This window comes from Kitasatospora sp. MBT63 (assembly GCF_000710465.2).
Classification (GTDB): Bacteria; Actinomycetota; Actinomycetes; order Streptomycetales; family Streptomycetaceae; genus Kitasatospora.
The window spans coordinates 15,000-26,741 of the sequence record NZ_JAIZ01000776.1 but is presented as its reverse complement, the minus strand read 5'-3'; the positions used below and the strand labels follow the sequence as shown (position 1 = coordinate 26,741).

Annotated in this window: 10 protein-coding genes and 1 riboswitch; of the genes, 7 read left to right on the top strand and 3 right to left on the bottom strand. The window is 73.1% G+C overall.

Annotated features, from left to right (window positions below):
- The first annotated feature begins 156 nt into the window (after positions 1–156).
- From AA75_RS40260 to AA75_RS40245, 4 genes are all read left to right on the top strand, one after another.
- The gene (locus AA75_RS40260; RefSeq protein WP_233289408.1) at positions 157–1,569 is read left to right on the top strand and encodes a sugar porter family MFS transporter; all 1,413 of its coding nucleotides are present in this window, start codon (positions 157–159) and stop codon (positions 1,567–1,569) included.
- A gap of 124 nt (positions 1,570–1,693) precedes the next feature.
- On the top strand, positions 1,694–2,386 hold the full coding sequence (locus tag AA75_RS40255; RefSeq protein WP_033825443.1) for a dienelactone hydrolase family protein: 693 nt from the start codon (positions 1,694–1,696) through the stop codon (positions 2,384–2,386).
- A 72-nt stretch (positions 2,387–2,458) separates the two neighbouring features.
- Positions 2,459–3,028 (top strand): HAD domain-containing protein, encoded by a 570-nt coding sequence (locus tag AA75_RS40250; protein WP_158515654.1) that lies wholly within the window; start codon positions 2,459–2,461, stop codon positions 3,026–3,028.
- A 77-nt stretch (positions 3,029–3,105) separates the two neighbouring features.
- Positions 3,106–3,930, top strand: coding sequence for a PhzF family phenazine biosynthesis protein (locus AA75_RS40245; RefSeq protein WP_033825442.1), 825 nt, complete (start codon positions 3,106–3,108; stop codon positions 3,928–3,930).
- A gap of 32 nt (positions 3,931–3,962) precedes the next feature.
- On the opposite strand, the gene AA75_RS40240 is transcribed toward AA75_RS40245, so the two are convergent.
- Both AA75_RS40240 and AA75_RS40235 read right to left on the bottom strand, forming a co-directional pair.
- A complete protein-coding gene (locus tag AA75_RS40240) occupies positions 3,963–4,763 on the bottom strand; it encodes a CPBP family intramembrane glutamic endopeptidase (protein WP_033825441.1) in 801 nt (266 codons plus the stop codon).
- Positions 4,764–4,953: 190 nt separating this feature from the next.
- Entirely contained in the window at positions 4,954–6,453 is a 1,500-nt protein-coding gene (locus AA75_RS40235; RefSeq protein ID WP_033825440.1) for a glutamate-cysteine ligase family protein, read from the bottom strand.
- Between the two features lie 364 nt (positions 6,454–6,817).
- Here AA75_RS40235 and AA75_RS40230 point away from each other — a divergent pair, with 364 nt between their 5' ends.
- Entirely contained in the window at positions 6,818–7,387 is a 570-nt protein-coding gene (locus tag AA75_RS40230; protein ID WP_033825439.1) for a hypothetical protein, read from the top strand.
- A 334-nt stretch (positions 7,388–7,721) separates the two neighbouring features.
- Positions 7,722–7,913, top strand: coding sequence for a DUF5999 family protein (locus AA75_RS40225; protein ID WP_033825438.1), 192 nt, complete (start codon positions 7,722–7,724; stop codon positions 7,911–7,913).
- Positions 7,914–8,017: 104 nt separating this feature from the next.
- Here AA75_RS40225 and gcvP read toward each other — a convergent pair whose 3' ends face one another.
- Positions 8,018–10,915: an aminomethyl-transferring glycine dehydrogenase gene (gene gcvP, locus AA75_RS40220; RefSeq protein WP_033825437.1), complete on the bottom strand. Its 2,898-nt coding sequence runs from the start codon at positions 10,913–10,915 to the stop codon at positions 8,018–8,020.
- 239 nt (positions 10,916–11,154) lie between these two features.
- Positions 11,155–11,260, bottom strand: a riboswitch (glycine riboswitch).
- A gap of 199 nt (positions 11,261–11,459) precedes the next feature.
- On the opposite strand from gcvP, the gene AA75_RS50455 reads away from it, so the two are divergent.
- Positions 11,460–11,742: PRC-barrel domain-containing protein (locus AA75_RS50455; RefSeq protein ID WP_033825436.1), on the top strand; the 283-nt coding region annotated here is incomplete at its 3' end.

Below are 11,742 nucleotides of genomic sequence, written 5' to 3'. Positions count from 1 at the left end.
GGTGCCCCGCCGGACCCGGCCGATCGGGTGAGCCGGACGGCGACCTGTCGACCCGTCAGCTCCACGGCGCGCGATCCGGGCCGAGTGCTGGTGGAATGGCACGGATTGCTGTTCACCCGGCCGAGCTGGTGGGCCGCCGGATCCCGGGAGCTCGCCCTGTCCACCTCCACCCAGCCCCAGCCCGCCGACCAGGCCCACCTGGGGCACGTGGTCTTCATCTCGGCGGCGGCCGCGATGGGCGGCTTCCTGTTCGGCTACGACAGCGCCGTGATCAACGGTGCGGTGACGGGCATCCAGAAGCACTTCGGCGTCGGCAACGGCGAGACCGCGTTCGTGGTGGCCATCGCGCTGCTCGGCTCGGCGGCCGGCGCGGTGGTCGCCGGGCGGCTGGCCGACCAGTTCGGCCGGGTCCGCACCATGCTGCTGGCCTCGGTGCTGTTCGCGATCAGCGGGGTGGGCTCGATGTTCCCGCCCAGCATCCAGGTGCTGGCGGTGTGGCGGGTGGTCGGCGGTGTCGCGATCGGCATCGCCTCGGTGATCGCGCCGACCTACATCGCCGAGGTCGCGCCGACCGCGTACCGCGGCCGGCTGGCGTCGTTCCAGCAGCTGGCCATCGTGCTCGGCATCACCGTCTCCCAGCTCGCCAACTACGCGCTCAACCAGGCCGCCGGCGGCGACTCCACCAACCACCTCGGCGGGGTCCAGGCCTGGCAGTGGATGCTCGGCGTGGAGACCATCCCGGCCCTGGTGTACGGCGGGATGGCGCTGGCCATCCCGGAGTCCCCGCGCTTCCTGATCGCCAACCGCAAGGATGACCAGGCGCGCAAGGTGCTGCGCGAGGTCGAGGGCGAGGGGGTGGACCTGGACGCCCGGGTCGCCGAGATCCGCGCGGTCCTGAACACCTCGCACCGGCCGCGGCTCAAGGAGCTGCTGGGCGGGCGGTTCGGGCTGCTGCCGATCGTCTGGGTCGGCATCGGCGCCTCGGTGTTCCAGCAGTTCGTCGGCATCAACGTGATCTTCTACTACTCCTCCTTCCTGTGGCAGTCGGTCGGCATCAACGAGAGCAACTCGCTGCTGATCAGCCTCTCCACCTCGATCGTCAACGTGGTCGGCACGGTGGTGGCCATCGCGCTCGTCGACCGGATCGGCCGCAAGCCGCTGGCACTGGCCGGCTCCGCCGGCATGGCGCTGGCGCTGGGTACCGCCGCCTGGGCGTTCTCCTTCCGGCAGGGCACCGGCGACACCGCGACCCTGGACGACACCTACGCGACGGTCGCGCTGGTGGCCGCCCACGTCTTCGTGTTCTGCTTCGCCTTCTCCTGGGGCGTGGTGGTCTGGGTGCTGCTCGGCGAGATGTTCCCGAACAAGATCCGGGCGCTCGCCCTCTCGGTGGCCGCCTCCGCGCAGTGGATCGCCAACTGGGCGATCACCGTCTCCTTCCCGGACCTCGCCGACTGGAACCTGTCGGCCACCTACGTGATCTACGCCGTATCCGCGCTGCTCTCCATCCCGTTCGTCGCGTTCTGTATCAAGGAGACCAAGGGCAAGGCGCTGGAGGAGATGGGCTGACACCCCGTCGGCCGGGTGGCGCGGATCCCGGACACCGGCGCCGCACGATCAGTAGCATGCACCCGCGGGCCGTAGCCGCCGCCCGCCGGCCGCCGCGGCACGCGGCCCACCCGACGGAGAGGTCATGGGCAGTTCCCGGCAGAACGTCACCTTCCCCAGCAACGGGCACACCGCCCACGGCTACCTGGCACTGCCGCCCAAAGGCGTCGGCCCCGGCATCCTGGTGGTGCAGGAGTGGTGGGGGCTGACCAGCCACATCGCCGACCTGGTGGACCGCTTCGCTGCCGAGGGCTTCGTCGCCCTCGCCCCCGACCTGTACGGCGGCGCCGTCGCGCACAACCGCGAGGAGGCGGCCCGGATGCTCGCCGAACTGCCCGCCGAACAGGCCGCCCAGGACCTCTCCGGCGCGGTCGACTTCCTGCTGGCGCAGCCCCAGGTGGTCGGCGACGCGGTCGGCGTGGCCGGCTTCTGCATGGGCGGCGGGCTCGCCCTCGTGCTGGCCGCGCAGCAGGGCGACCGGGTGGCCGCGGTGGTCCCGTTCTACGGCCTGCCCCGGGACCGGGACTTCGACTACCGCGGACTCACCGCGCACGTCCTCGGGCACTACGCCGAACAGGACCGCTCCTACCCGCCGGCCGCCGTCGACGAGGCCGCGATCCGGATCGGCGAGGCCACCGACCGGCGGCCCGAGATCCACTTCTACCCGGCCGGCCACGCCTTCATGAACGACGAGGACCCGAACGGCCACTACGACGCCCTGCAGGCCCGGATCGCCTGGCAGCGCACCCTGAGCTTCCTCTGGGGCCACCTGGGCTGACCCCGGCCGGCGGAACCGGCCGGCCGCGACGGCCGTCCCTGCGGGCGACAGTCGCTCCACGGAGGGACGCCCTTGCCCGACCCGCTGCTCTTCCTCGACGTCGACGGGGTCCTCAACCCCGCCCACCCGGACCCGGACGACCACTTCGACCGCCACCAGCTGCTCGGCTACACCGTGCTGCTCTCGCAGCGCCACGGCGAGTGGCTGCGTGAACTGGCCGGGCACTACCGACTGGTCTGGGCCACCACCTGGGAGGAGCAGGCCAACCTCCACATCGCCCCGCGGCTCGGCCTGCCCGAGCTGCCCGTGGTCCGGTTCACCGGGTACGTGCCGCAGCCGGACGACCCCGAGGTCCCGCTGCTGGACCTGTTCTCCGGGCGCAAGTGGGCGCCGATCGTCCGCTACGCCGACGGCCGGCCGTTCGCCTGGATCGACGACATCATCCCGGGCAGCCTGCGGCGGCGGGCCCTCCCTCGGCGGGACCGGACCCTGCTGCGGGTCGATCCCGGACAGGGCCTGCAGCGCCGGCACGTCGACCGGCTGCTGGCCCGGCCGCCGCGGCCGGCCCTCCTTCACCGGGCGAACCTGCTGCACCGGGCGGACCTGCTGCGCGGGCGGGCCGGCGGCCCGGGCCCGGGGTGACGGCGGCGGCCGGGACCAGGCCACCCGATGCCGATTGGCATTGTCGCAAAAGCACCGGTCAGGGATAGATTCGCCGTATGCGAATCCGGATCATCGACGCTTTCACCGACCGACCCTTCAGCGGCAACCCCGCCGCGGTCTGCCTGCTCGAGGGACCCGCCTGGCCGCAGCCCGAGCAGATGCGCCGGATCGCCGCCGAGATGAACCTCTCGGAGACCGCGTTCGCCCTGCCGCTGCCCGGCGGCGACGCCGACTGGGGCCTGCGCTGGTTCACCCCCGTCGAGGAGGTCAACCTGTGCGGGCACGGCACCCTGGCCACCGTCCACGCGCTGCACTCGGACGGCCTGCTCGGTGAGGGCTGGGTCCGCTTCGACACCCGCGGCGGACTGCTGCGCGCGCTCCCCGAGGCCGACGGCACCATCACCCTGGACTTCCCCGCCAACCCGCACCTGCCGGTGGACACCCTGCCCGGCGTCGAGGAGGCGCTCGGCCGGCCGGTGCTCGCCGCCTTCGAGACCGGCGCTCTCGCCGACTACCTGGTGCTGCTGCCCAGCGAGCACGCCGTCCGCGCGCTTTCGCCCGACCTCGGCGCGCTCACCCGGCTGCCGGTCCGCGGGGTCCTGGTCACCGCGCCCGCCGACGACCCGGGCTCCGGGTACGACTTCGTCTCCCGCTTCTTCGCGCCGGCCGTCGGCATCCCCGAGGACCCGGTCACCGGGAGCGCGCACACCGCGCTCGCGCCGTACTGGGCCGGGCGGCTCGGCCGGACCAAGGTGACGGGCTACCAGGCCTCACCGCGCGGCGGGCTGGTCCGCTGCGAGGTGGCCGGCGACCGGGTGCTGCTGGCCGGACGGGCCGTCACCGTGCTGGACGGCGTCCTGCGGGCGCTGCCCGCGGTCTGAGCCGAGCGCCCGCCGCCGGGCCCCGGCCTGGCTCAGCCGGTGGGCAGCCAGCTGACGTGGCCCGCGAGCAGCGCGTACCCGACGAACGCGACGGTGTCGATCAGCGCGTGGGCCACCACCAGCGGCATCACCCGGCCCCACCGGCGGTACAGCAGGCAGAACACCACGCCCATCACCATGTTGCCGACCAGCCCGCCGACCCCCTGGTACAGGTGGTACGAGCCGCGCAGCACCGCGCTGGTCGCGATCACCGACGGCCAGGCCCAGCCCAGCTGCCGCAGCCTGCGGACCAGGTAGCCGAGGACGACCACCTCCTCCAGGATCGCGTTCTGCCAGGCGGAGGCCACCAGGACCGGGATCCGCCACCACACGTCGGGCAGGCCGGACGGCGCCACCGCCAGGTTGACCCCGGCGGCGTGCGCGGCCAGGTACAGGCCGAGGCCGGTGCCGCCGATCGCGGCGGCCACCGCCAGCCCGCGGCCGAGGTCGGAGAGCTTGCGGGTGAGGTCGAAGCCGAGCACCCGCAGCGAGCTGCCCTCGCGGACCAGCAGGTAGCCGACCAGGACGACCGGCATCAGGCCGCGTGCGACGTAGAACAGCTGCCAGGCCAGGTCCAGCCAGGGCCGCCCGGGCGCCCGGGAACCGTTCAGCACGGCCACCTGGTGGCCGAGCGCGGCCGGTTCGGTCAGCGAGCCCACGAAGCTGATCGCGGACGAGATCCCGCTGGCCCCGAGCGACAGCCCCAGGACGATCAGCAGCTCCACGGCCAGCAGCCGGCGGGCGCCGGCGGCCTCCTCGGCCTGCGGGTCGGGCTCGGTCGAAGCGGTCGTCACCTGGTCTCCAGCGCGCGGTACCCCGCCCCGCGGAGGTGGTCCGGCGGGGCCCGGCGACCCGACCGGTCTCCGGGCCGATCATCCTTCCACAGCCGGATGAGAACCCGGTCCCGGGCGCCGCGCCCCGCCGGACCCCGATCGCCGCGCCCGGTCGCCGACCCCGCCGCGGTGCTGCACTGGCCCGGCCCGCTCAGCCCACCGGCCAGGTGTGCACCGGTTCACCGCCGCGCATGTGCTCCAGGTAGCGCCGGGTCATCGCGGCGATGGCGGCGCCCGGGTCCATGCCGTACTGCTCGCGCAGCAGGTGGACGGTGGCGGCCTGCCAGGACGCGCCGTTGGTCCGGCGCAGGCAGCGCTGCTCGATGATCCCCAGGTAACGGTCCCGGTCTGCCGGTTCGACGCCCCACTCGTCCAGGCCCTGGTAGGCCAGCGGCAGCAGCTCGCCGAGGACCAGGTCGGTGGCGGCCACCGGGGCGACCGCCCGCCCGGCGCGGCCGCGGCCCGGCCAGTGCAGCACCGCGTCGATGCCGTACCGGGCGGCGGTCTGGAAGTTCTCGTCGGCCCGGGCGAACGGGAGCCGGTTCCAGACCGGCCTGGGCTGCTCGGCGAGCACCCGGACCAGCCCGTAGTAGAAGGCGGCGTTGGCCAGGGTGTCGGCGACCGTCGGGCCGGCCGGCAGGCAGCGGTTCTCCACCCGCAGGTGGGCGACGCCGTCGGCGATGTCGTAGACCGGGCGGTTCCAGCGGTAGATGGTGCCGTTGTGCAGCCGCATCTCGGCGAGCCTCGGCACCCCTCCGGAGGCCAGCACCTTGGCCGGGTCCTCGTCGTCGCAGATCGGCAGCAGGGCCGGGAAGTAGCGCAGGTTCTCGGCGAAGAGGTCGAGCACCGAGTCCACCCAGCGCTCGCCGAACCAGGTTATGGGGCGCACTCCTTGCGCCTTGAGCTCCGCCGAACGGGTGTCACAGGCTTGCTGGAACAGAACGGGGCGCGTCTCGCGCCACAGCTCGCGCCCGAACAGGAAGGGCGAGTTGGCGCCGAGCGCCAACTGGACGGCGGAGATCGCCTGGGCCGCGTTCCACACCGGCGCGAACCGCTCGGGGGTGACCTGCAGGTGCAGCTGCAGCGAGGTGGCGGCGGCCTCCGCGACCATCGAGACCGACTCGACCGCGAGGTGCTCCACCCCCTCGATGTCGAGGGCGATGTCCTCGCCGCGGGCGGCCAGGATCTGGTCGCTCAGCAGGGTGTAGCGGTCGTTGTGGGACATCGCCTCGAGACCGGTGTGGTCCAGGTCGAGCGTCGGCAGGATGCCCACCATCACGATCCGGGCGCCGACCTCGGCCGCCTTGCGGTCGGCGTACCGCAGGCCGGTGTCGATCTCCTCGCGCAGGTCCTCCAGCACGTGGCCGCCCAGGCGCCGCGGCGCGATGTTGACCTCCACGTTGAACTGGCCGAGCTCGGTCTGGAAGTCGGCGGAGGCGATCGACTGCAGCACCCGGGAGTTCCCCAGCACCGGCAGCCCCTGCTCGTCCACCAGGTTGAGCTCGATCTCCAGGCCCATCATGGCCCGCGGCCGGTCGAACCGCTGCTCGCGCAGCATCCGTTCCAGCACGTCCAGACAGGACTGGAGTTTGCGGCGGTACAGCTGCCGGTCGGACAGTTCCGCGCGGGTCGCCACGACCTTCTCGCCCATGGGTCCTCCCCTCCCCCTCGGTCGACGGTGCAAGCAATATGCCCATCCGGAAGATCGATAGCCCGGCCGTTCGAACGTGCCGTCGGGACAAGATTCCTGACCCTCTTTCAGCAACACCCCAACTTGCACCACGCCACTGAACGTGATAAGAAGGTCACCCTGCGCACCTGTTCGAGTAGAATTCGCACTGCGCCCCGGCCCGGTCGCCCGCATTCGACCCCTCAGCCGACACCGGCTGGTCGACGGCGGGCCCGCGCACGCACCGCGATCATGCCCAACCGGACACGGCCCAGGCCCCGCCACATCGACGCCATGCCGGTATGCCGCACTCGCACGCCGATCTCGCACGGAGAGGCGACTCACCATGACCCTGCAGACCCCTCAGCCCCCGCCCGGCGCCCTGCGCGCCGTCCTGGCCGCCCTGGACTCCGAGGCCGGGCTCCGACAGCCGGCCGCCTCCGTCCTGCGCCACGGCCCCGGCCCGCTGCTGCCCGTCCATCCCCTGGCGGTGTACGTGCTGGAGCGGCCCGGAGCGAGTCCGGCCGAGGCCAGGCGCACCGGGTGGCGGTTCCTGATCAAGAACGGGGCCGGCGAGTTCGCGGCCTCGGCCGAGGTGGTCGAAACCCCTGCCGGGCACAGCTTCTCCCACTTCACCGCGGGCCCCTACCCGGACTCGACGCTGCGCGCCCTGCGGCAGGCCTGGCAGCTCGCGCACGCGGCACACGCCCAGCACCAGCCTCGGCTGCTGTCGATGCCGGGCCACTACGCCACGGCCCTGTGGCTGCACGGCCCGTCCGCCGCCGAGGATCTGATCATCCCGCTCGCGCCGGCCCCGGTCGGGGTCACCGCGCACCGGGTGTACACCGCCGCCGAACTGCTCGGGGCGCTGGGCCGTGCGCCGGTGGCCGCGCCGGCCCTGCTCGGCGGCTCCTGACCGCGTCCGGCGGGCCGCGTCCGCCGCACCACCCCAACGGGCCATCGCCCACTGACCGGTTCGGGTCAGTGGACGATGGCCCGTCCGGCATTCCGGGAGCGACGACGGCCGCCGGTCGGGTGGTCTACGGTTCCGATCTGTGGCGCACGTCACGAAATGGCTGCGCGGCGGCCACCGGGGGCCGACACTGGGAACCAGCACGGAGGACCTGCTGTCCTACCCGTTGCGCGGCCGGTTCACACCTGGACCGGCCGGCAGGATCCGCCGGCAGGGCGGCGCCCAGGGGGGTGGCCGTGCGGCGGGTGTGGATCGCGACCGAAGCGAGGGTACAACGATGTGCCAGCACCGTCCTGAGTGTCCTACCGCCGACTCCCCCGACCGCGAGGCGGCCGTCCCCGTCGCGCTCCACCCGGACCAGGGGTGGAGCCTGCTGTGCAACGGCGTCCTGCTCTTCGAGGACACCGGCGAACTGCTGCCCGACGGCCGGGTGATCGCCCCGCACCGCCCGCTGGCCTTCGCCGCCTGAGCGGCGGCCCCGGCCTGGGTGACGACCGGAAGGGCCCCGGAGGATCGCATCCTCCGGGGCCCTTCCGCGTGCCGCCCGGGCGCCGTGGCCCGGGCCGCCGTGGATCAGACGCCGTAGTCGTCCAGCGGCGGGCAGGAGCAGACCAGGTTGCGGTCGCCGTACGCGCCGTCGATCCGGCTCACCGGCGGCCAGTACTTGTCGGCCGGGTTGACGCCGGCCGGGAAGACCGCCTCCTGGCGCGAGTACGCGTGCTCCCACTCACCGGCCATGGTGGCGGCGGTGTGCGGGGCGTTGGCCAGCGGGTTGTCCTCGGCGGGCCAGGCACCCGAGCCGACCTTCTCGATCTCCGCCCGGATCTCGATCATCGCGGCGCAGAACCGGTCGATCTCGTGCAGGTCCTCGGACTCGGTGGGCTCGATCATCAGCGTGCCGGCCACCGGGAAGGACATGGTCGGGGCGTGGAAGCCGTAGTCGATCAGGCGCTTGGCGATGTCGTCGACGCTGACGCCCGTCTCCTTGGTGAGCGGGCGCAGGTCGATGATGCACTCGTGCGCGACCAGGCCGCCGGGGCCGGTGTAGAGCACCGGGTAGTGCGGGGCCAGGCGCTTGGCGATGTAGTTGGCGTTCAGCACCGCGACCTGGGTGGCGCGCTTGAGGCCCTCGCCGCCCATCAGGCGCACGTACGCCCAGGAGATCGGCAGGATCGCGGCCGAGCCCCAGGGGGCGGCCGAGATCGGGCCGACGCCGGTGGCCGGGCCGGCCTCCGCCTGCAGCGGGTGGTTGGGCAGGTACGGCGCGAGGTGCTCGCGGACTGCGACCGGGCCGACGCCGGGGCCGCCGCCGCCGTGCGGGATGCAGAAGGTCTTGTGCAGGTTCAGGTGCGAGACGTCGGCGCCGAACTTGCCCGGCTTGGCGAGGCCGACCAGGGCGTTCAGGTTGGCGCCGTCGACGTACACCTGGCCACCGGCCTCGTGCACCAGGGCGCAGATCTGGGTGATCTCGGTCTCGTACACGCCGTGGGTGGACGGGTAGGTGACCATGAGCACCGAGAGCTGGTCGCGGTGGAGCTCGATCTTGGCCTTGAGGTCCTCGACGTCCACGTCGCCGTCGACCAGGGTCTTGACCACGACGACCCGCATGCCGGCCATCACGGCGGAGGCGGCGTTGGTGCCGTGCGCGGAGGACGGGATCAGGCAGACGTCGCGCTGGGTGTCGCCGTTGGCCAGGTGGTAGGCGCGGACGGCGAGCAGGCCGGCCAGCTCGCCCTGGGAGCCGGCGTTGGGCTGGATGGAGACGGCGTCGTAGCCGGTCACCTCGACCAGCTGCTGCTCCAGGCCGTGGATCAGGCTGAGGAAGCCCTGGACCTGCTCGGCGGGGGCGAAGGGGTGCAGCTGGCCGAACTCGGGCCAGGTCACCGGCTCCATCTCGGTGGTTGCGTTGAGCTTCATGGTGCAGGAGCCCAGCGGGATCATGCCGCGGTCCAGCGCGTAGTCGCGGTCCGACAGGCGGCGCAGGTAGCGCAGCATGGCGGTCTCGGACCGGTGGCTGTGGAAGACCGGGTGGGTGAGGTACTCGTCCTCGCGCAGCAGGGCCGCGGGCAGCGTGTCGGCGGCCTCGGCGACCGCGGTGTCCTTCAGGCCGAAGGACGCCCAGACGGCGGCCAGGTGCTCGCGGGTGGTGGTCTCGTCGCAGGAGATCGAGACAGTGTCGGCGTCGGCCTGGTACAGGTTGACACCGGCCTCGGCCGCGGCGGCGACCACCTCGGCGGCGCGGCCGGGGACGCGGGCGGTGACGGTGTCGAAGAACGCGCCGTGGACGAGCTCCACGCCGCCGGCCGTCAGGCCCTCGGCGAGGGCGGCGGCGTAGCGGTGGGTGCGGCGGGCGATGTCGGCCAGGCCGTCGGGGCCGTGGTAGACCGCGTACATGGAGGCCATCACGGCGAGCAGCACCTGGGCGGTGCAGATGTTGCTGGTGGCCTTCTCGCGGCGGATGTGCTGCTCGCGGGTCTGCAGGGCGAGGCGGTAGGCGCGGTTGCCGTCGTTGTCGACCGAGACGCCGACCAGGCGGCCGGGCAGGTTGCGGGCGTACTGGGCGCGCACGGCCAGGTAGCCGGCGTGCGGGCCGCCGAAGCCCATCGGAACGCCGAAGCGCTGCGAGGTGCCGCAGGCGATGTCGGCGCCGAGCTCGCCCGGCGACTTCAGCAGGGTGAGCGCCAGCAGGTCGGCGGCGACCGCGACGACCGCGCCGAGGCCGTGCGCCTGCTCGATCAGCGGCGCGAGGTCGCGGACCGCGCCGGAGGCGCCGGGGTACTGGAGCAGCACGCCGAAGACGCCGCGCTCGGCGATCTCGGCCGGGATGCCGTCGGAGAGGTCGGCGACGACCACCTCGACGCCGGTCGGCACGGCGCGGGTCTCGATCACCGCGACGGTCTGCGGCAGGGTGTCGGCGTCGATCAGGAAGACACCGCCCTTGACCTTGGTGACCCGGCGGGCCAGCGCCATCGCCTCGGCGGCGGCGGTGGCCTCGTCGAGCAGCGAGGAGCCGGAGGTGTCCAGGCCGGTCAGGTCGGAGACCAGGGTCTGGAAGTTGAGCAGCGCCTCCAGGCGGCCCTGGGAGATCTCCGGCTGGTACGGGGTGTAGGCGGTGTACCAGGCCGGGTTCTCCAGCACGTTGCGCAGGATCACCGGCGGGGTGAAGGTGCCGTAGTAGCCGAGGCCGATCATCGAGGTGAGGACCTGGTTGCGGTCGGCCAGCTCGCGCAGTTCGGCGAGCACCTGGGCCTCGCTGCGGCCGGCCGGCAGGCCGAGCGCGGTGAGGCTCTTGATGGTGTCGGGCACGGCGGCGTCGGACAGCTCGTCCAGGGAGGCGTAGCCGACGTGGGCCAGCATCTTCTCCTGGGCGGCCGCGTCGGGGCCGATGTGGCGGGTCTCGAAGGGGCTGGCCAGCTCGAGTTCGGCGAGGGTGGCGTCGCTGCGGCGACCGTGGGTCGGCTGGGCGTTCATGGGGGTCGAGGCCTCCTGGTCGATGACCGGCTGGGGTGCGGGCGCCGACCGGCCTGCACCGCCGCTGGGCGGCGGGGACCTTGAGCGCACGAACCCGACAGGCCTCCCCCTCTGTCATCGGGACCTGAGAGCTTCGCCCGCACGGGCGGCCCGGAGGGCCACCCGTCGGCTTGCACCGTCGGTGAGGGTGGTGCCGTCGGCTCCCGCGCCGGCGGTCCTGCCCTGCTTTCCAGAGTGACCTGTCCCACACGGTACGGGTGCCTGAGAGATTCCGGGGAGGAGTTGCTCCTTCGGCGCCCTGGCCGCCCGCTGCGGCGGGCCCAGGGACTCTCCCGAGCGGGCTCGGCGGTCGCCGCCCAGGGTACCAGCGAGATTCCCGCGGATCACGGGCCAGGGGCGGCCGGTCCGCGCCGCCGTTCCCCGGACGGCGGCGCCCGGGTCGCCTACGTCCGATTGATGGCTTTTCGTGTGAAGTGGCGGGCGGCCAGCTCCTCCGACCGCCCCCTCGACGGCCTAGTCAGGAGCAGGCGGACTGGAGGACAGCGTGCAGACCGATATCGATCCGCGCGACCTGATCGGACACAAGGCGGTCGACCGGAACGGTGACAAGATCGGTACGGTCGACGAGGTGTATCTCGACGACGCGACCGGGGAGCCCGAGTGGGCTGCGGTGCGGACCGGGATCTTCGGCCGGGACGCGTTCGTCCCGCTGACCACCAGCGAGTTCGCCGGCGACGAGTTGCGGGTCCCGTACGACAAGTCGCTGATCAAGGAGTCCCCGGACTTCGGTGTGGGCCAGCACCTCTCGCCCGCCCAGGAGTTGCAGC

Coding starts and splice junctions, on each gene's coding strand:
- AA75_RS40235 (WP_033825440.1), bottom strand. CDS start 6,453: ATGGGCGAGAAGGTCGTGGCGACCCGCGCGGAACTGTCCGACCGGCAG.
- AA75_RS40230 (WP_033825439.1), top strand. CDS start 6,818: ATGACCCTGCAGACCCCTCAGCCCCCGCCCGGCGCCCTGCGCGCCGTC.
- gcvP (WP_033825437.1), bottom strand. CDS start 10,915: ATGAACGCCCAGCCGACCCACGGTCGCCGCAGCGACGCCACCCTCGCC.
- AA75_RS40255 (WP_033825443.1), top strand. CDS start 1,694: ATGGGCAGTTCCCGGCAGAACGTCACCTTCCCCAGCAACGGGCACACC.
- AA75_RS40245 (WP_033825442.1), top strand. CDS start 3,106: ATGCGAATCCGGATCATCGACGCTTTCACCGACCGACCCTTCAGCGGC.
- AA75_RS40225 (WP_033825438.1), top strand. CDS start 7,722: ATGTGCCAGCACCGTCCTGAGTGTCCTACCGCCGACTCCCCCGACCGC.